The 17,884-nt window shown below is 66.4% G+C and carries 19 protein-coding genes and 1 tRNA gene; 5 read left to right on the top strand and 15 right to left on the bottom strand.

Features of this window, described 5'->3' with window-relative positions; genetic code table 11:
- Positions 1-68 precede the first annotated feature (68 nt).
- Both IE187_RS12780 and IE187_RS12775 read right to left on the bottom strand, forming a co-directional pair.
- On the bottom strand, positions 69-695 hold the full coding sequence (locus IE187_RS12780; RefSeq protein WP_133191132.1) for an LON peptidase substrate-binding domain-containing protein: 627 nt from the start codon (positions 693-695) through the stop codon (positions 69-71).
- Complete coding sequence (locus IE187_RS12775) at positions 692-1,588, bottom strand: tetratricopeptide repeat protein (RefSeq protein WP_189676669.1); 897 nt, start codon at positions 1,586-1,588, stop codon at positions 692-694. The genes IE187_RS12780 and IE187_RS12775 overlap by 4 nt, the downstream gene beginning before the upstream one ends.
- A 193-nt stretch (positions 1,589-1,781) precedes the next feature.
- Here IE187_RS12775 and IE187_RS12770 point away from each other — a divergent pair.
- Positions 1,782-1,856 (top strand) — tRNA-Gly (locus IE187_RS12770).
- Between the two features lie 461 nt (positions 1,857-2,317).
- Here IE187_RS12770 and IE187_RS12765 read toward each other — a convergent pair.
- The 10 genes from IE187_RS12765 to IE187_RS12720 all read right to left on the bottom strand — a co-directional run bounded on the left by IE187_RS12765 (position 2,318) and on the right by IE187_RS12720 (position 10,436).
- Positions 2,318-3,691 (bottom strand): cytochrome P450, encoded by a 1,374-nt coding sequence (locus IE187_RS12765; protein ID WP_189676562.1) that lies wholly within the window; start codon positions 3,689-3,691, stop codon positions 2,318-2,320.
- A 58-nt stretch (positions 3,692-3,749) separates the two neighbouring features.
- Positions 3,750-4,223, bottom strand: a complete 474-nt coding sequence (locus tag IE187_RS12760; RefSeq protein ID WP_189676561.1) for a hypothetical protein — start codon at positions 4,221-4,223, stop codon at positions 3,750-3,752.
- Positions 4,199-4,738, bottom strand: coding sequence for a GNAT family N-acetyltransferase (locus IE187_RS12755; RefSeq protein ID WP_229839391.1), 540 nt, complete (start codon positions 4,736-4,738; stop codon positions 4,199-4,201). Before IE187_RS12755 ends, IE187_RS12760 begins: the two co-directional genes overlap by 25 nt.
- Positions 4,739-4,746: 8 nt before the next feature.
- The gene (ribH, locus tag IE187_RS12750) at positions 4,747-5,166 is read right to left on the bottom strand and encodes a 6,7-dimethyl-8-ribityllumazine synthase (RefSeq protein WP_189676559.1); all 420 of its coding nucleotides are present in this window, start codon (positions 5,164-5,166) and stop codon (positions 4,747-4,749) included.
- Positions 5,166-6,314 carry a 3,4-dihydroxy-2-butanone-4-phosphate synthase gene (gene ribB / locus IE187_RS12745; RefSeq protein WP_416194477.1) on the bottom strand — a complete coding sequence of 383 codons (1,149 nt, stop codon included), beginning with the start codon at positions 6,312-6,314 and terminating at the stop codon, positions 5,166-5,168. The genes ribH and ribB overlap by 1 nt, the downstream gene beginning before the upstream one ends.
- Positions 6,301-6,924 (bottom strand): riboflavin synthase, encoded by a 624-nt coding sequence (locus tag IE187_RS12740; RefSeq protein ID WP_189676558.1) that lies wholly within the window; start codon positions 6,922-6,924, stop codon positions 6,301-6,303. Before IE187_RS12740 ends, ribB begins: the two co-directional genes overlap by 14 nt.
- 3 nt (positions 6,925-6,927) lie before the next feature.
- The gene (ribD, locus tag IE187_RS12735; RefSeq protein WP_189676668.1) at positions 6,928-7,899 is read right to left on the bottom strand and encodes a bifunctional diaminohydroxyphosphoribosylaminopyrimidine deaminase/5-amino-6-(5-phosphoribosylamino)uracil reductase RibD; all 972 of its coding nucleotides are present in this window, start codon (positions 7,897-7,899) and stop codon (positions 6,928-6,930) included.
- Between the two features lie 32 nt (positions 7,900-7,931).
- Positions 7,932-8,282, bottom strand: coding sequence for a hypothetical protein (locus IE187_RS12730; RefSeq protein ID WP_133191148.1), 351 nt, complete (start codon positions 8,280-8,282; stop codon positions 7,932-7,934).
- Positions 8,283-8,342: 60 nt separating this feature from the next.
- Positions 8,343-9,011 (bottom strand): energy transducer TonB, encoded by a 669-nt coding sequence (locus IE187_RS12725; RefSeq protein WP_189676557.1) that lies wholly within the window; start codon positions 9,009-9,011, stop codon positions 8,343-8,345.
- A 96-nt stretch (positions 9,012-9,107) separates the two neighbouring features.
- Positions 9,108-10,436 (bottom strand): glutamate--tRNA ligase, encoded by a 1,329-nt coding sequence (locus tag IE187_RS12720; protein ID WP_189676556.1) that lies wholly within the window; start codon positions 10,434-10,436, stop codon positions 9,108-9,110.
- A gap of 160 nt (positions 10,437-10,596) precedes the next feature.
- On the opposite strand from IE187_RS12720, the gene IE187_RS12715 reads away from it, so the two are divergent.
- Positions 10,597-11,532 carry a ribose-phosphate pyrophosphokinase gene (locus IE187_RS12715; protein ID WP_133191154.1) on the top strand — a complete coding sequence of 312 codons (936 nt, stop codon included), beginning with the start codon at positions 10,597-10,599 and terminating at the stop codon, positions 11,530-11,532.
- A gap of 1 nt (position 11,533) precedes the next feature.
- Here IE187_RS12715 and IE187_RS12710 read toward each other — a convergent pair whose 3' ends face one another.
- Positions 11,534-12,283: a sulfite exporter TauE/SafE family protein gene (locus tag IE187_RS12710; RefSeq protein ID WP_189676555.1), complete on the bottom strand. Its 750-nt coding sequence runs from the start codon at positions 12,281-12,283 to the stop codon at positions 11,534-11,536.
- Positions 12,280-12,798, bottom strand: coding sequence for a sterol desaturase family protein (locus IE187_RS12705; protein ID WP_133191158.1), 519 nt, complete (start codon positions 12,796-12,798; stop codon positions 12,280-12,282). The genes IE187_RS12710 and IE187_RS12705 overlap by 4 nt, the downstream gene beginning before the upstream one ends.
- Before the next feature lie 120 nt (positions 12,799-12,918).
- Between IE187_RS12705 and sucC the strand changes: the two genes are divergently transcribed.
- The 3 genes from sucC to IE187_RS12690 all read left to right on the top strand — a co-directional run bounded on the left by sucC (position 12,919) and on the right by IE187_RS12690 (position 15,991).
- Positions 12,919-14,118 carry an ADP-forming succinate--CoA ligase subunit beta gene (gene sucC / locus IE187_RS12700; RefSeq protein ID WP_133191160.1) on the top strand — a complete coding sequence of 400 codons (1,200 nt, stop codon included), beginning with the start codon at positions 12,919-12,921 and terminating at the stop codon, positions 14,116-14,118.
- A gap of 200 nt (positions 14,119-14,318) precedes the next feature.
- Positions 14,319-15,065 (top strand): electron transfer flavoprotein subunit beta/FixA family protein, encoded by a 747-nt coding sequence (locus tag IE187_RS12695; RefSeq protein WP_189676554.1) that lies wholly within the window; start codon positions 14,319-14,321, stop codon positions 15,063-15,065.
- A complete protein-coding gene (locus IE187_RS12690) occupies positions 15,062-15,991 on the top strand; it encodes an electron transfer flavoprotein subunit alpha/FixB family protein (protein WP_133191164.1) in 930 nt (309 codons plus the stop codon). The genes IE187_RS12695 and IE187_RS12690 overlap by 4 nt, the downstream gene beginning before the upstream one ends.
- A 74-nt stretch (positions 15,992-16,065) precedes the next feature.
- Here the strand turns inward: IE187_RS12690 and IE187_RS12685 are convergent, their stop codons facing one another.
- Positions 16,066-17,859 carry a sensor domain-containing diguanylate cyclase gene (locus IE187_RS12685; RefSeq protein ID WP_189676553.1) on the bottom strand — a complete coding sequence of 598 codons (1,794 nt, stop codon included), beginning with the start codon at positions 17,857-17,859 and terminating at the stop codon, positions 16,066-16,068.
- Positions 17,860-17,884 lie beyond the last annotated feature (25 nt).

Genomic DNA, 17,884 nt, shown 5'->3' with positions numbered 1-17,884 from the left:
CGTCGCGAAGAACATGCCCAACATCATCGCAGCCCCACCGGCGCGACCCTTGCGCTTCGCGGCGTCCTTCATTGCAGCGTCACCGAATCCTCGCCGTCGTGCCGCCCGAAGAACTGCATCAGCTGGATGATCAGCTCGGCGCGATCCTCGATCCGCCCCGCCTCGAGCAGCGCTTGCTTCGCCGCCACGTCGAAGGGCGCGATCTGCGCGATGCCGTTGACCAAAGCCTCGTCGTCGAGCCGCGTCACCGCATCCCAATCGACCGCATAGCCCTGCGCATCGGCGAAGGCGCGCGATTCGCTCTCGAGCGCCGAGCGGCGCGACAGCGAGAGGATCTCGGGCTCGCTTGGCCCCGGGATCAGCTCGGCCTCAACCTGGCGGAACGCCGTCGTCACGTCGAGTTCGCGCACGATGCGGAACAGCGACAGCCCCTCGAGGATGAGATTGTAGCGCCCGTCCTCGCTCGCCTCGAACTCGGCGATCTTGCCGACGCAGCCGATCTCGAACAGCGGTGGCTTGTCGGGCCGCGCCGGCACGTTGGGGCGCGGCTGGACCATGCCGATCCGCCGGTCACGTGCCATCGCGTCCGAGATCATCGCGCGATAGCGCGGCTCGAAGATGTGCAGCGGGAGATGCATGCCCGGAAACAGCAACGCGCCCGGCAGCGGGAAGATCGAGAGCCGCGTGATCGTCATCCGAACAGGATCGCCGAAAGCTTGCGCCGCTGCGCCGAGACCCACGGATCCTCGAGCCCAACGACCTCGAAGATCTTGAGCAATTGCGTCCGCGCGGCGCCCTCGTTCCATGTCCGGTCGGCCGCGATCATCGCGAGCAGCGTATCGGCCGCCGCATCGCGGTCGCCCGCCGCCATCTGGCCGCCAGCGAGCTCGAAGCGCTTGTCGAAATTCTCGGGGTTGGCGGCAACTTCGGCGGCGAGGCCCGCAAGATCATCGACCGGCTGCACTTCGCGCGCCAGCGCCAGCGCAGTGTGCGCACGCTCGATCTCGGGAAGCTTGGCGATCTCCTCGGGAAGCGCCGCAATCGCCGCCTCGGCCTCGTCGGTCTGCCCCGCGGCGACCAGCGCGCGGACCATGCCCGACAGTACCGCAGGATGCTCGGGCGCCATCTCGCTCAATTGCGCAAACACGCTCACTGCGCGCTCGGCATCGCCTTCGACGAGCACTTGCTCGCCCATCGCGATCAGCGGCTCGAGTTCGGCCTCGAGGCTCGCCGCCTCGCTTTCGAGCGGCAATTGCTTGAGCAGCTGGTCGAGCATCGTCCGCAACTGCGTCTCGGTACGCGCGGGCGTCAGGTCGGCGACGAGCTGCCCCTGGAACATCGCATAAACCGTCGGGATCGACTTGATCTGGAATTGCGCGGCGATGAACTGATTCTTGTCGGTGTCGATCTTGGCGAGCAGCACACCCTTGTCGGCATAGGCCGCGGCGACCTTCTCGAGCAGCGGCGTCAGCGCCTTGCACGGCCCGCACCACTCCGCCCAGAAATCGATCACGACGAGCTTGGTCATCGACGGCTCGACGACATCGCGGCGGAAGCTCTCCACCGCGTCGCGTTCTGCAGCGCTCATTCCCAGGGTGGCCAAGTGTCGCTCCAATCTTGTGTGCTGTGCGCCTTATGTGGGCGCTCAGCGTACGAAGCCAACCCTTTTATCAAACGATCTGCACGCAATCGCGATAAGGGGTTGCCGAGTATGAAAGTCGCTGTTAGAGCCCGCCACCTTACCCGCCCAGTCAACGACTGATTGGGCCGTAAACGCCAGAGCGGGCGTAGCTCAGGGGTAGAGCACAACCTTGCCAAGGTTGGGGTCGAGGGTTCGAATCCCTTCGCCCGCTCCAGTTTTCCTTTAGGGAAAACATGATCACAGGCCTTCGGGCCTTTTTTCGTTTCAGACTAGATTTTAGAACAACGGGTGGTTTTCGTCCGTCGCGTCAGCAGACGATGTGCGTCGCTGTCTGGTGCGCTCACAGCCAGGCTGGCATCGGTTTGGAGTCACGCCGGACGACACAGGGACGGGCGCGCGCTGGTCGCGGCGAATCAGCAGTTAGTGCGAGACGCGCAGTCGAAATGGGCCTCCCACCACGCCGTGCCGGCCCCAGGCGATGCCGTCGCCTCGTCCTGGGGCAATCGTCGGAGATTGCGGTCTGCCGCGCCTGGTCGTGCCGTTCCGGCCAATCACGGGCATACCACGACGATACGGTGATCGGGACACTGTCGCGTCGCGCCCGTGCAGCCGATCGCGATCGAGGTCGAACGCCCCCCGGCTCGACGAATCTAGCGGGCGCTCAATCGCGTCACCTCACCCCAGCGGGACAAACCGCAACGGCAACCCATCCTTCGGCCGCGGGATCGGCCAGGCCTGCCAGACATCACCCGCCCCAGCATCGAGCTCGATGCGATAACGGCTGAGCAGATGCGCGATGAGGATGCGGATCTGCATCGTCGCGAAATGCAGCCCGAGACACATATGTGCACCGCCGCCGAACGGGACCCACGCATATTTGTGCCGTGCGCGCACCGCCTCCGGCGTAAAACGCAGCGGGTCGAAGCGCAGCGGATCGGGCCACAGGTCGGGCATGGTATGCGTATAAGCGACGCTGACGCTCACCGTCGTCCCCGCCGGAATATGAAAGCCGCCGAAATCGAACGGTTTCACCGCGCGGCGTGGCAAGGAGGGGACGGGCGGGATCAGCCGCAGCGATTCCTTGAACGCCATGTCGGTCAGCACCAGCCGATCGAGCTGGCCATAGGGCAGCCCGCCCGCATCGTTGCGGCCGAGCTCGGCGATCTCGGCGCGCAGCTTCTCCTGCCATTCGGGGTTGCGCCCAAGCAGCATGACGAGGCTCGTCGCCGACGATGTGATCGTGTCGTGCGCCGCCATCATCAGGAAGTTCATGTGGTCGGCGATCGCATCGGCGGCGAGCGGCAGGCCATCATCGTCGGTCGCGCGGCAGAATTGCGAGAAGAAGTCCTGCCCCGCGCCTGCCCGCCGCGCCGGGATCTCGCGTTCGAACAGGTCGATCAGATAGGCCCGCGCGCGCACGCCCTTGCGCATCTGCGAGCCCGGCAGCGGCACGCGGATCGGGGTGATCGAGGCCTGCACCTCATCGACGAACGCCTGGTTGATCCGCGTCGCCTCGGGGCCGAGCGGCATGCCGAGAAAGCTCTCGGCGGCGAGATCGAGCGTCAACTCCTTGATCGCATCATAGAAGCGCATCGGCTGGTTGCCCCAGTCCGCCACGGTGCGCGCGATGCCAATGTCGAGCGTCTCGGCATAATGCCGCATCGGCTCGGGCTTGAACGCGACCGACATCACGCGGCGGTCGGCGCGGTGCTTGTCGAAATCCATCAACATCAACCCGCGCGGGAAGAGCAGGTTGAGCAACGGCCCCCAGCCCTGCTCCGAGGAGAAGACGCGGTCGCGGTCGAACAGGACGAGTTCGTTGGCCTCGGGACCGATCAAGCTGACGGTCGGCCCGCCAAACGCATTGTTGCGGAACACCGGGCCATAACTGTCGATCATGTGGCGCCCGAAGCGCACCGGATCCTTGAGCATTCGGAAGGTGTTGCCGACAAAGGGCAGCCCGTCCTCGCCGGGAATGTCGCGAATGGCGGTGCTCTTCTGCCGCGGCAGCCAATGCGGATTGGCTTTGAAGGTATGGGCGTAGGGCATCGTCGCGCTCCTGCTTACTGACATCGGTATAAGTAAGGAGTCGAGCGCTGGGAAGAGCTTAGCGCGACGTCTCCTCGCCGAGCGAGTCGAGCCAGCGGGTGACCAGGCTGGTGCGGCTGCTCGAGATCGCGCCCGCCAGCACGACCACGACCACGACGATCGGCAGCAGCCATTCGAGATCGATCAGCGCCACCAGCAACAGGACGAGCATCACGCCGATGCTCAGCAGCCCTAGCGCGGCGATGCGGCGCTCGCCTGTGGACGACAGCGCAATCACGCGCGGCCCCTTGCGGTCCCAATTCGGCGAGGTTGTCAGCAACCGTCGGCCCTGCGCATCGCGGACCCGGAACAGCGCGGCAACGAGCGGCGCGCCGAGCGCGTCACCCGGCGCGATCAAGTCCGCGCGACGCTGCGGCGGCGGGTCCGGCGCTTGCGTGGCCCAGGTGTCGATCGTGAGGAGCCGCCCGTCGCGCTCGACGATCTTGTAGCGCGGGGGCGGCGGCTTGCTCATCTGCCGCGGTGCGCGCGCCATTCGGCCGCGCTCTGGCCCCACGCATCGACGCGGTAGCCATCGAGCGGTGCTGGCAAGCGTGTCGGCCCACGGTTGGCGGAGCCCAGCCGCTCGGCGAGCTGGATCGAGCGGATATTATCGGGTGCGATCGTGTGGATCACGTCGCTCCAGCCAAGACTGTCGAACGCAAAGTCGATCGCAGCGACTGCGGCTTCATGCGCATAGCCCTTGCCCGCAAAACCGCTGGCGACGCCCCAGCCGACTTCGGTGCCGGGCCAGCCCTCGGGCTGCCACGGGCCGATCCGCCCGACCCAGGCGCCGGACTCGCGTTCGATCACCGAGAACATCGAGAAGCCGCGCGTCATCCACGCACCGGCGCGCACCGAAAAGTCACGCCAGGCAACCGCACGCGGCATCGCGCCGCCGAGGTGCGCCATCGTCTCGCCATCGGCGGCGAAGGCGGCATAAGCCTCGAAATCCGCAGGCTCGGGGAGCCGCAGGATCAGCCGGTCGGTGAACAGGATCGGCCCGCTCACCACGCGGGTCAGCCGAAGCGCGCCTTCAGCGCCATCATCGCGAGCGCGGCCTTGGCTGCCTCGCCGCCCTTGTCCTTCTCGGACTTCCGTGCGCGCGTCAGCGCCTGCGCTTCGTCCTCGGTCGTCAGGATGCCGTTGCCGATCGCGAGGCCGTCCATCGACAGCGCCATCAGCCCGCGCGCGCTCTCGCCCGCGACGATCTCGAAATGATAGGTCTCGCCACGGATCACGACGCCGAGCGCGACGAAGCCGTCATACAGCCCGCTCTCGGCCGCGAGCGCGACCGCGCCGGGGATTTCGAGTGCGCCGGGGACGGTGATCGTCTCATGCTTGTGCCCCGCCGCCTCGATCGCGGCGCGGGCGCCTTCGAGCAGCAGGTCGTTGAGATGGTCGTAGAAGCGCGCTTCGACGATGAGCAATTTGGCCATTATTCGCCCCCAGTACCCGGAATGGCGCGCTCGGCGACGATCGACAGGCCATAGCCTTCGAGGCCGACCAGCGCGTGATGCGTATTTGTGAGCAGCACCATTTCCTCGACGCCAAGCTCGGCGAGAATCTGCGCGCCGACGCCGTAATCGCGCAATTCCTCGACCTCGGGCGCGCCCGCGCCCTTGCCCTCGCCGCGCAGCTTGATGAAACGCGTGATGCCGTCGGCCATCTGGCGGTTGATCACGACGATCACACCGGTGCCTTCCTCGGCGATCAGCTGCATCGAGCCAGAGAGCAGGCCCGAACGCTCATTCTCTTCGCCGAACACGTCGACGAAGGTCGACAGCGTGTGCATCCGCACCAGCGTCGGCTTGGTCGGGTCGATCTTGCCCTTGACCAGTGCGATCGTCTCGTCGCCGGTCGCCTTGTTGTGGAAGGTCATCGCCTTCCACGTCCCGCCCCATTTCGACTCGAACGGCATTTCGGCGCGCTTCTCGACGAGATGGTCGTGGCGGCGGCGATAGGCGATCAAGTCGCGGATCGTGCCGATCTTGAGATTGTGGAGCTGCGCGAACGAGACGAGATCGTCGAGGCGGCTCATCGTGCCGTCCTCGTTCATGATCTCGCAAATCACCCCCGACGGATTGAGCCCGGCGAGCCGCGAGACGTCGACCGCGGCCTCGGTATGCCCGGCGCGGACGAGCACGCCGCCGTCGCGCGCGACGAGTGGGAAGACATGGCCCGGCGTAACGATCTCTTCCTTGCCCTTCGACGAATCGATCGCGACCGCGATGGTGCGTGCGCGGTCGGCGGCGGAGATGCCGGTGGTGACGCCGTCGCGCGCCTCGATCGAAGTGGTGAAGGCGGTTTCATGCCGCGTGCCGTTGTGGCGGCTCATCAGGCCGAGACCGAGCTCGTCGACGCGCTTCTTAGTCATCGCGAGGCAGATCAGCCCGCGACCGTGCTTGGCCATGAAGTTGATCTTCTCTGGCGTCGCCATCTGTGCGGGGATGACGAGATCGCCCTCGTTCTCACGGTCCTCGTCGTCGACCAGGATGAACATCCGGCCGTTCTTGGCCTCGTCGATCAGTTCCTCGGGCGAGGACAGGAACCCATGGCGCAGGCGCGCAACTTCAGGCTTTTGCACGATAATGCTCCATGCGTTGCAGATAGCGGGCGAGGACGTCGATCTCGATATTGACGTGTGCGCCGGAATGAAGATCGCCCAGCGTGGTCATCGCCTGGGTGTGGGGAATGATGTTGATCGCGAAATGCGTGCTGCCGTCGGCCTGATCGGCGACGCTGTTGACGGTCAGCGAGACGCCATCGACAGTGATAGATCCCTTGGGTGCGACGAACGGCGCAAGCGCGGCCGGGACGGCAATGACGACCTTCCACGAATCGCCGTCGCTGCTGGTCTCGACGATCGACGCGATGCCGTCGACATGGCCGGTGACGATATGCCCGCCGAGTTCCTCGCCGAGCTTCAGCGCGCGTTCGAGGTTGAGCCGGCGGCCGGCGGTCCATTGCGCGGCAGGGGTGCGGGACACGGTTTCGCCCGAGACATCAGCGGCGAACCAGCCCGACGCGCCGGGCGCGGACTTGTCGACGACGGTCAGGCACACGCCCGAACAGGCGATCGAGGCGCCGAGATCGACATGCCCCATATCATAGCCGGTCGCGACGAAGATGCGCAGATCACCGCGCTCCTCGATCCGATCGATCGTGCCGATGTCGGTAATGATCCCGGTGAACATGGCCTACTCCCTGACGCGCTCGTAAACCTCGAGCCGGTCGCTGCCAAGGGTGCGCGCGTCGGTCATCGTCCAGCGGCCATGCGCCTCGGAAAGATCGGCGAGGCCGATGTCGGGCAAGGTGCGCCCGCCCCCGACGAGGATCGGCGCGCGATAGAGCAGCAAGCGGTCGACGAGGTCGGCGGCGAGGAACGCGGCGGCGGTGGTCGGGCCGCCTTCGACGAGCAGGGTATCGACACCCTCGAGCGAGCCGATCGCGTCTGGAGCCGCGAGATTTTCCCATGGCAACGCGCCGTCGGGCGCGGGATGATGCAGGTCGGACGTGCGCGACAGGATGAAGCGGCGCGGCGACCGGGCCTCGAGCCCGGGCAAGCGCACGTCGAGCGTCGGATCGTCGGCGTCGATCGTCGCGCGTCCGACCAGGATCGCGTCGTGGCGCGTGCGTTCGAGATGCGCGTGCGCGCGTGCCTGCGCCCCGGTGATCCACTGACTCGCGCCCGATCCCAGCGCGGTCGCGCCGTCGAGCGACAGCGCGAGCTTGAGCGTCACGGCGGGCCGGCCGTCCTGGCGTCGCATGAGGAAGCCGACCATCGCCGTGCGCGCGTCAGCGGCGCGCGCACCGAGATCGACCACGATCCCCGCATCGCGCAACCGCGCCACGCCCGCGCCATTGGTGCGCGGATCGGGATCGCCAAGCGCAACCACGACGCGCGCCACGCCCGCCAGTTGCAGCAGATCGCTGCACGCCGGCCCACGCGTCGAGACATGCGCGCAGGGTTCGAGCGTGGTGTAGACGGTTGCGCCGCGCGACTTTTCGCCGGCTTGCGCCAACGCCATCGCCTCGGCATGCGGGCGCCCGCCGGGCTGCGTCCAACCGCGCCCCACGACGATGCCATCGGCGACGATCACGCAGCCGACATTGGGGTTGGGCGTGGTCCGCCCGCGTCCGCGCTCGCCGAGCGCGAGCGCTGCGCCCATCCAGCGCCTATCGTCGGAAGCCGTGGTCACGCTCAGATCCCGTAGGCCTTGAGCCCGTCATTGACCTTCTTGAACTGCGCGCGGCGCTCGGCCTCGAGCCGCTTGAGTTCGTTGGCCTGGCGCGTCTGCTCGACGCCGTCGATCTTCTGCTGCGCGATAATCTCGGCATCGGTGCGGTCGGCGCGCCACTGCTGCACATAGATGATGTCGCGGTGATACGGCTTGGGCGGGATCTTCGATTCGTAGATCACCCCGACGACCATCACATAGGTCAGCGCCAGCGCCAGCCCCATGAAGCCGAGCTGATGCGGCCGCCGCGTCACGATATAGGTGCGCATATCGCGCCAGGCGCGCAGCGGGGAAATGTAGCGCAGGAAATTCATCGCTAAGAGATAGGCGCGACCGGGAGGCGATGCCAGCCCTGCCGCGCCCACCCGCTCCGGCTATTCTTCGTCGAGCACGAAGCGGACCGCCATCGTCTGCCACGCCTCGATCGCCACGCCGTCGCGCGTGCCGGGGGTGAAGCGCCATTTCTCGAGTGCGCGCTTGCGCGTCGCCTCGAAGAAGGCGGGGCTCGCCGCGCTGACTTGCTCGACCTGTTTCACGCGCCCGTCGGTGCCGATCAGCACGCGCAAGACGACGCGCCCCTCGTGCCCGGCAAGGCGCTCGTCGCTCGGATAGGTCGGCTGGAATGCGCCGAGATAGCGCGAGTCGAGTTTCGGGATGGTAATGACCGGCGCAGGCGGTTTGACGATCGTGCCGACATCACCCGTGCCGCCGGGAAACGGCTGAAGCGGCGGCGGATCGATGTGCAAGGCGATCTGTCCGCTCGGGACGCCCGGGGTCACCAGCTTGGTCAGGTCGATCGATTCGGGCGGCGGCTTGAGTGGCTGCGCGACATGCTGGATCTGCGGGACCGGTTTGGGTTCGGGCTTGGGCGGGGGTGGCGGATCGAGCGGGATGTTGGTCGCGGTGATCGTCGGGACGATATCGCGCACGAAATGCGGCGCGGTCAGCGAAAGCCCGAACAGCAACACGCCGCTGGCGCCGAGCGCGAAGGCGACTCCGCCGGGGTTGAGACCATGGCGGTTGGCATAACGATCTGCGTACATCGTCCCGTCTCCATCTGTGCCGTCCGATTCTGCGCCGGACATGGAGAGGATGTTACATCATAACATTCTGCCTGCAAGAGACAATATCCTGTCGCCTCACTCGGGCGACAGGCGCGCAATCGCGCGGTCGCGGCCGATCAGCGGGAGGAGCGCCTTCATGTCGGGACCATGCTCGCGGCCGGTCAGCGCACGCCGCAACGGCAGGAACAGCGCCTTGCCGCTGCGTCCGGTCTCGGCCTTCAGCGTGGCGGTCAGCGCGTGCCACGGGTCCCCTGCCCAGTCGAGCGACTCGGCGGCCCGCGCGGCGGCGGCGAGGAAGTCGGCATCGGCGGAGTCGCGCTCGGCGACGATCGGACCCTCGATTACGCCCCACCAGTCGGCCGCCTCGGCGATCGTCTGGAGATTGGGCCGCACCGCCGCCCATTCCGCCGCGCCCATCCCCGCGGGAAGCCGGTCGGCGACGTGCGCGAATTCAAGTTGATGAACGATCTTGGCGTTCAACCCGGCAAGCTCCGCCTCGTCGAAGCGCGCGGGCGCGCGGCCGAACTTGGCGAAATCGAAGCTCTCGACCAGCGTCGCCGTCTCGACCAGCGGTTCGACCGGCAAGCTCGTCCCGATCCGCGCGAGCAACGCGCGCACCGCCTCGGGTTCGATCCCCACCTCACGGAAATGCGCGACACCGAGCGAGCCCAACCGCTTCGACAATTTACCCTCCGAGCCGACCACCAGCGCCTCGTGCGCGAAGGCCGGCGGTGCAACGCCCATCGCATCGAACATCTGGAGCTGGAGCGCGGTGTTCGAGACATGGTCCTCGCCGCGCACGACGTGCGTGATGCCCATCTCCATATCGTCGATCGCCGAGGGCAGCATATAGAGCCACGACCCGTCGGCGCGGCGGATGACAGGATCGCTCATCGTCGCGGCATCGAATTTCTGGGGCCCACGGATCAGATCGTCCCACACGATCGGCGCGGCATGATCGAGCTTGAAGCGCCAGTGCGGCTTGACGCCATCAGCCTCGAAGCGCGCCCGCTCGGCGTCGCTCAGCGCGAGCGCGGCGCGGTCGTAGACCGGCGGCAGCCCGCGCCCGGCGGCGATCTTGCGTTTGAGGTCGAGCTCCTGCGCGGTTTCGTACGCCGGGTAGACGCGCCCTGCGTCGCGCAACGCCGCAAAGCGCGCCTCATAGAGCGCAAAGCGCGCCGACTGCCGCTCCTCGCCCGCAATCGCCAGCCCGAGCCAGGCGAGATCGGCGCGGATCGCATCGACAAAGCGCGCTTCGCTGCGCTCGGCATCGGTATCGTCGATCCGCAGCCAGAACTCGCCATCCTGCGCTTGCGCCCACAGCCAATTGTGGAGCGCGGTGCGGATGTTGCCGACGTGCAGCATGCCAGTCGGCGAAGGGGCGAAGCGAGTGCGGATCGTCATGCCACGAGCGGTAGAGGACGCGGCGCCCTCTCGACAAGCCCGCGCATCCATACGCGCTTGGCGGCACTGGTTGCGGCATCGCAGGGCACGCGGTCTCTTTCCCCGAGCCGACGACGCTCCTAAGGAGGCTGCAACTCGGCAAGCGCAAGGGGCGGCCCATATGAAACTTCTCACCGGCAATTCGAACCTGCCGCTCGCGCGCGATGTCGCCGCCTATCTCCAGCTGCCGCTGACCGACGCGCAGGTCCGCCGCTTCGCCGACGAGGAAATTTTCGTCGAGATCCAGGAGAATGTCCGCGGCGAGGACGTCTTCGTGCTGCAATCGACCGGCTATCCGGCAAACGACAATCTGATGGAGCTGCTGATCTGCATCGACGCGCTGAAGCGCGCCTCGGCCAAGCGAATCACGGCGGTTATCCCGTATTTCGGCTATGCCCGGCAGGACCGCAAACCGGGGCCACGCACGCCGATCTCGGCCAAACTCGTCGCCAATCTGATCACCGTCGCGGGTGCCGACCGCGTGCTTTCGGTCGATCTGCATGCCGGGCAGATCCAGGGCTTCTTCGATATCCCGACCGACAATCTCTTCGCCGCACCCGTGATGTCGGCCGACATCCTGACGCGCTACGGCAATCGCAATTTGATGGTCGTGTCGCCCGACGTCGGCGGCGTGGTGCGCGCGCGTGCGCTCGCCAAGCGGCTCAACAACGCCCCGCTCGCGATCGTCGACAAGCGCCGCGAGCGCGCCGGCGAATCCGAAGTGATGAACATCATCGGTGAGGTCGAGGGGCGCTTCTGCATCCTGATCGACGACATCGTCGATTCGGGCGGCACGCTGTGCAACGCCGCCGCCGCACTCAAGCAGGCGGGCGCAGCCGGCGTCGCCGCCTATATCACGCACGGCGTGCTGTCGGGCGGCGCGGTCGCACGAGTCGAAAGCTCTGCGCTCGAGGAATTGGTCATCACCGATTCGCTCGGCAGCCACGACATCGTCGCCTCGGCCAAGAAGATCCGCCATTTGACGATCGCGCCGCTGCTCGCCGAGGCGATTCGCCGGATCGCCGACGAATCGTCGGTCTCGTCGCTTTTCGACTGAATCAGGCGAGCGCGTCCCAGATCAGCTTGACGCCGACCAGCACCATCAACGCGTAGATCGCGGTGTAGAAGCGCTCGGGCGAGACGCGCCGCACGAGCCAGACGCCGGCAAAGGTCGACGCGATCGCCACGGGCAGCAGCAGCGCTGCGACACCGAGCGTGTCGCGGTCGAACTGGCCGAGCGCCCAATAGGCCGGGACCTTCGCCCAATTGACCGCGGCGAAGAAGATCGCGGTCGTGCCGACGAGCACGTCGCGCGGCAGCCGCCGCGGCAGGACGTAGACCTGGAACGGCGGCTGGCCGGCATGCGCGATCTGGCTGGTAAACCCCGAAGCAACGCCAAGCAGCGACCCGACCCAACCCGGCGCCTGCGCCGCGACGGCAACCGCGCCGCGGCGCTCGCTCCACAATCGGTAGAGCCCGAACAGCACCGAGATCGCGCCGACCACGGCGAGCACTGCCGCGCTCGAGACTTGTGCGGCGAACAGATAGCCGAGCAAAATCCCGATTCCCGCGCCCGGCAGCATCCAGGCGAGGATCGCCGCATCCCAATCGCGCCGGAATGCCCAGACGCCGACGACATCCTGCACGATCAGGATCGGCAGCAAGATCGCCGCCGCGCGCACCGGCGAGATGGCGAGTGCGAGCATCGGTAGCGAAAGCGCGCCAAGACCCGCGAAGCCGCCCTTCGACAGGCCGAGCAGCACCACCGCCGGCACCGCCAGCGCGTAGAAAAGCAGCGGTTCGCTCAATCCGGGATGAGCGTCGTCTGGCCGACCGGCGCGCGCACGCCGGCGCGCTTGCGGCGCTTGAGTTCGGCCTTCAGATCCTCGGGCTTGGGGGCGACGAGAAACCCGAAGCTGACCGAGCCATCCTTGGTTTCGACGACATGGTGCAGCCGATGCGCCTGGATGATCCGCTTCATGTACGCCGACTTGGGCAGATAGCGCGTCGGGATGCGCCGGTGGACGATGATGTCGTGAAAGCCGAAATAGATCGCGCCGTACGCCGCGATTCCCGCGCCGATCCACGTGAAGCCCTGCCACCAGCCGAGCTGGACGCCGAACACCAGCATCGTGATCGACGGCAATGCGAAGATCACTGCGTACCAGTCGTTCAGCTCCCAATTGCCGGTGCGCGGGCGGTGATGGCTCTCGTGGAGAAACCAGCCGAAGCCGTGCATCACCCAGCGATGCGCAGCATAAGCGAACAGCTCCATCCCAGCGACGGTGGCAAGAAAGAGCAACAGACCAGAGATCAGCGACATGCAGGCGATATAGCGCGCCGCGCGCCCGATAGCGAGTGTTCGCAACTGCGAAGGGGTGGATTCGTACCCCCGTGTGTGCTTAAGCCCCCGCAAACCCGACCCTTGGAAAGGCACGCGCTCATGAACATCCACGAATATCAGGCCAAGGAACTCCTGGCGAAATTCGGCGTGCCCGTTCCCGCGGGCTTCTCGGCAATGTCGGTCGAGGAAGCAGTTGCAGCATCGGAAAAGCTCCCCGGGCCGCTCTATGTCGTCAAGGCGCAGATCCACGCAGGCGGCCGCGGCAAGGGCAAGTTCAAGGAACTCGGCCCCGACGCCAAGGGCGGTGTCCGCCTCGCCAAGACCGCTGACGAAGTCCGTGCCGCGGCAACCGACATGCTCGGCAACACGCTGGTGACGATCCAGACCGGCGACGCTGGCAAGCAGGTCAACCGCCTCTACGTCACCGACGGCGTCGACATCGCCAAGGAATTCTACCTCGCCCTCCTCGTCAATCGCGCCACCGGCCGCGTGTCGATGGTCGCCTCGACCGAGGGCGGGATGGACATCGAAACCGTCGCGCACGATACGCCCGAGAAGATCCACGCGATCGACATCGACCAGGCAACCGGCTTCATGCCGCATCACGGTCGTGCCGTCGCAGCCGCGCTCGAGCTCAAGGGCGATCTCGCCAAGCAGGCGTCGTTTGTCGCATCGAAGCTGTACGATGCCTTCATGGGCACCGATGCCGAGCAGATCGAGATCAACCCGCTCGCCGTCACCGACGACGGCAAGCTGATGGTGCTCGACGCCAAGGTCGGCTTCGATAACAACGCGCTGTTCCGCCACAAGGACCTGATGGAACTGCGCGACGAGACCGAGGAAGATCCCTCCGAGCTCGAAGCGTCGAAGTACGACCTCGCTTACATCAAGCTCGACGGCGACATCGGCTGCATGGTCAACGGCGCCGGCCTCGCGATGGCGACGATGGACATCATCAAATTGAACGGCATGTTCCCGGCCAACTTCCTCGACGTCGGCGGCGGCGCGAACAAGGAGAAGGTGACGGCCGCCTTCAAGCTGATCCTCGCCGATCCGAACGTGAAGGGCATTCTGGTCAACATCTTCGGCGGCATCATGAAGTGCGACATCATCGCCGAGGGCATCGTTGCCGCGGCGAAGGAAGTGAACCTCTCGGTTCCGCTCGTCGTCCGCCTCGAGGGCACCAATGTCGAGGCCGGCAAGGCGATCCTCGCCAATTCGGGCCTCGCGATCGTCCCCGCCAACGATCTGGGCGATGCCGCCCGCAAGATCGTCGCGGAGGTCAAGGCCGCCGCTTGAGTGGACTGACCAACGCACTTTGCGCTAAAGAAGGGCCCGGACGGAAACGCCGGGCCCTTTTGCGTTGAGGGCGCGTTCGAGTCGGACGAGATGCCGCTACGGCAAGCTTGGCTGGCATACCGGACTTGCGAAAACCGCGCAAAACCGCCATTTGACCACCAGATGCTGCCGAGCAAGAAACTGTCCTGGAAGGAATCCCGATGAGAGTGCTGGTGCCGGTCAAGCGCGTGCTTGATTACAACGTGAAGCCCCGCGTGAAGGCGGACGGAAGCGGGGTCGACCTCGCCAACGTCAAGATGAGCATGAACCCGTTCGACGAGATCGCGGTCGAAGAAGCGATCCGCTTGAAGGACAAGGGCGTGACGGAAATCGTCGTCGTGTCGATCGGCGAGCAGAAGGCGCAGGAAACGCTGCGCACCGCGCTCGCGATGGGCGCCGACCGCGCGATCCTGATCGTCACGGAAGACAAGGTCGAGCCGCTCGGCGTCGCCAAGCTCCTCGCCAAGATCGTCGAGGAAGAAAAGCCCGACCTGGTCATCCTCGGCAAGCAGGCGATCGACGACGACAACAACCAGACCGGCCAGATGCTGGCAGGGCTGCTCGGCGTCGGCCAGGCGACCTTCGCCTCGAAGGTCGAACTCGGCGCCGACAGCGTCACCGTGACGCGCGAAGTCGATGGCGGCTCGGAGACCGAGACGCTGAAGCTCCCCGCGATCATCACCGTCGACCTTCGCCTCAACGAGCCGCGCTACGCTTCGCTGCCCAACATCATGAAGGCGAAGTCGAAGCCGCTCGCACAGAAGACCGCCGCCGATTACGGCGTCGACGTGTCGCCGCGCCTCACCACGCTGAAAGTGGTCGAGCCCGCCAAGCGTTCGGCCGGCATCAAGGTCGCCGACGTCGATGAACTCGTCGCCAAGCTCAAGTCCATGGGAGTCGCAAAGTGAAGACGCTCGTCTGGGTCGAACATGATGGCACGTCCGTAAAGGATGCCACCCTCTCCACCGTCACCGCAGCCTCCAAGCTCGGTGAAGTCCATCTGCTTGTCGCGGGTCACGGCGTCGGCGCAGTCGCCGAGGCGGCCGCCAAGATCGCCGGCGTCGGCAAGGTCCATGTCGCCGACGACGCGGCCTATGCGCATGCGCTCGCCGAGAACGTCGCGCCGCTCGTCGCCAAGCTGATGGAATCGCACGACGCATTCCTCGTGCCCGCGACGACCAACGGCAAGAACATCGCGCCGCGCGTCGCAGCGCTGCTCGACGTGATGCAGATCTCGGACATTCTGTCGGTCGAGAGCGAGGACACTTTCACGCGTCCGATCTACGCCGGCAACGCGATCGCAACGGTCCAGACCAAGGACGCGAAGAAGGTCATCTCGGTCCGCGGCACCGCGTTCGAGAAGGTCGCCACCGAAGGCGGTTCGGGCACGATCGAAGCGGTCGACACCACCGGTGACGCCGGCGTATCGACGTATGTCGGCTCGGAAATCGCAGCGTCTGAGCGGCCCGAGCTGACCTCGGCCAAGATCATCGTCTCGGGCGGTCGTGCGCTTGGCTCGAGCGAGCAGTTCCACACCTTGATCGATCCGCTCGCCGACAAGCTCGGCGCGGGCGTCGGCGCATCGCGCGCTGCGGTCGATGCGGGCTATGCACCGAACGACTATCAAGTCGGCCAGACGGGCAAGATCGTTGCCCCCGAAGTCTATGTCGCGGTCGGCATTTCGGGTGCGATCCAGCATCTTGCCGGCATGAAGGACTCGAAGGTGATCGTCGCGATCAACAAGGACGAAGACGCGCCGATCTTCCAGGTCGCCGATTTCGGCCTCGTCGGCGATCTCTTCAAGCTGGTGCCGGAGCTGACCGAGAAGCTCTGAAGCGAAGCGCGAGGGCGACCTCACGTAGCAAGGGGCGGTGCGACCGGGTCGCGCCGCCCCTTTCGTTTGTGCGCTTAGCTCGACAGTTCGAGCCGGTTCCGCCCGGCGTTCTTCGCGCGGTACAAGGCCTCGTCGGCATGCCGCAGGATATGCTGGCGCGAACGCCCCGCGCGGAGCGGTGCCAGCCCGCCGCTGAAGGTGAAGCGGATATCCTCGCCGAACCCGGTCGTGACCGACAGATCGGCGATCTTACGCCGCAAACGCTCGCAGATCGCATGCGCCTCTGCCAAGTCGGCGTTCCAGATGATCAGCGCGAACTCCTCGCCGCCGAGCCGCGCGATCAAGTCCTCGGCACGCAGCGAGCGCCGGGCGACATCGACGAAGGTGCACAGCACGCGGTCGCCCGCATCATGGCCGTGGCGATCGTTGACGCGCTTGAAGAAGTCGAGATCGAGCACCGCGCACACGCCGATCCCGCGTCCCGCCGCGACATCGGCGAGGCGCTGATCGAGCGCCACGTCGAACGCGCGGCGATTGACGATCCCCGTCAGCGGATCGGTCTGCGCCGCCTGCGCGAGCGCAGCCTGCAGCTGTTTGTGCCGCGAAATGTCGCGAATCGCGCTCACCGTGCCGACGACCTTGCCATCCTCGTCGGTGATCGCGCGCGTATGGCTTTCGCACCACAGCATCGTCCCGTCAGCCTTGCGCCCGCGATATTCGACGATGAAGGTCGCCGCCGGGTTCGCGAGCGCGTCGCGGATGGTCTTGGTCACGATCGGCAGATCCTCGGACTGCACGAGCGTTCCGGCCGCGATGCCGATCAGGTCAGCCGGTTCATAGCCCGCCAGCGGGAGGATCGAGGCGGAGGCATAATCGATCACGCCCGCGACGGTCTGCGTCAGAATGATATCGGTCGATTTGTCGGTGATCAGGCGATAGCGCGCTTCGCTCGCGCGCAGCGCGACCACCAGTCGCCTGCGCTGGTTGAGCTCGGCCGCGATCAGCAAGGTCATGACGACTGCGGTCGCCAGATAGAATTGCAGGAACAGCACACGTTCGTACGTGCCGCCGCTGATCATGCGGATCGGGCCGCTCCCGCCGATCGTGAACGTCGCGCCGATCGTCGCGAGGATCACGATCGTGATCGCGCCGCCGATCCGGCCGAAGCGGAACGCCGCGATCATCAGCGGAAGGAGCGGCACGAACAGCAGCGGAAACGTCTCCTGCCCGAAGACGAGCCGCGTCACCGCGATCGTCACCAGGATCAGCCCCGCGCCCTCGAGCTTGCGTGCCAAGCGCATACGCGCGATCCCGGCGAACATCTCGCCATTGAGCGCGAGCAGCACGACCGGTGCGAGCGTGAGATTGCCGAGCGCGTGGCCGAGATACCAGCTCAGCCAGTTGCTGGCGAAACCCGTCGGCGTCGCCAGCGCGATCGTCGCCGCACCGCCGATCCCGGAGACTGCGGGCGCGATCCCGCCCGCCACCGCGATGAACAGGAAGACGCCGCGCAGCGATCCGAGATCGGCCCCGCTGCCGCGGCCGCGCCGCAACAGCCATGCCGCGAGGATCGCTTCGCCGATCGTGCACGCGGTGACGAGTGGCGCATAGCCATAGCCGATCCCGAACTGCCCCGTCGCAACGACGCCCCCGATCATCGCGGCCGTCACCGGCAAGAGCCAGGCGCGGGGCGACCGCACCACCAGTTCGACGATCAGGATCGCGGTGGCAAACCACAGGCAGGCGGGTCCGCCGCCGAAGCGCGTGAAGCGGATCGCCGCAGCGGAGGCCGCAAAAACGAGCAAGCCGATCACCACCGCCCGAATGGCGGACCGAAAGGAGAACGTAACGCGGAACTCGGCCAACATATGTCAAGCCTACGCGCTGTGGACC

Origin of the sequence: Sphingomonas glacialis (genome assembly GCF_014653575.1) — a bacterium.
Lineage (GTDB): Bacteria > Pseudomonadota > Alphaproteobacteria > Sphingomonadales > Sphingomonadaceae > Sphingomonas > Sphingomonas glacialis.
The sequence above is the reverse complement of the archived record's forward strand: the minus strand, read 5'-3'. Positions and strand labels throughout refer to the sequence as shown.

Coding starts and splice junctions, on each gene's coding strand:
- IE187_RS12780 (WP_133191132.1), bottom strand. CDS start 695: ATGACGATCACGCGGCTCTCGATCTTCCCGCTGCCGGGCGCGTTGCTG.
- ribD (WP_189676668.1), bottom strand. CDS start 7,899: ATGGGCGCAGCGCTCGCGCTCGGCGAGCGCGGACGCGGGCGGACCACG.
- IE187_RS12760 (WP_189676561.1), bottom strand. CDS start 4,223: ATGGCGCGCGCACCGCGGCAGATGAGCAAGCCGCCGCCCCCGCGCTAC.
- IE187_RS12730 (WP_133191148.1), bottom strand. CDS start 8,282: ATGAATTTCCTGCGCTACATTTCCCCGCTGCGCGCCTGGCGCGATATG.
- IE187_RS12695 (WP_189676554.1), top strand. CDS start 14,319: ATGAGAGTGCTGGTGCCGGTCAAGCGCGTGCTTGATTACAACGTGAAG.
- ribH (WP_189676559.1), bottom strand. CDS start 5,166: ATGGCCAAATTGCTCATCGTCGAAGCGCGCTTCTACGACCATCTCAAC.
- IE187_RS12705 (WP_133191158.1), bottom strand. CDS start 12,798: ATGTCGCTGATCTCTGGTCTGTTGCTCTTTCTTGCCACCGTCGCTGGG.
- IE187_RS12720 (WP_189676556.1), bottom strand. CDS start 10,436: ATGACGATCCGCACTCGCTTCGCCCCTTCGCCGACTGGCATGCTGCAC.
- IE187_RS12765 (WP_189676562.1), bottom strand. CDS start 3,691: ATGCCCTACGCCCATACCTTCAAAGCCAATCCGCATTGGCTGCCGCGG.
- IE187_RS12715 (WP_133191154.1), top strand. CDS start 10,597: ATGAAACTTCTCACCGGCAATTCGAACCTGCCGCTCGCGCGCGATGTC.
- IE187_RS12740 (WP_189676558.1), bottom strand. CDS start 6,924: ATGTTCACCGGGATCATTACCGACATCGGCACGATCGATCGGATCGAG.
- IE187_RS12725 (WP_189676557.1), bottom strand. CDS start 9,011: ATGTACGCAGATCGTTATGCCAACCGCCATGGTCTCAACCCCGGCGGA.
- sucC (WP_133191160.1), top strand. CDS start 12,919: ATGAACATCCACGAATATCAGGCCAAGGAACTCCTGGCGAAATTCGGC.
- IE187_RS12685 (WP_189676553.1), bottom strand. CDS start 17,859: ATGTTGGCCGAGTTCCGCGTTACGTTCTCCTTTCGGTCCGCCATTCGG.
- IE187_RS12775 (WP_189676669.1), bottom strand. CDS start 1,588: ATGAGCGCTGCAGAACGCGACGCGGTGGAGAGCTTCCGCCGCGATGTC.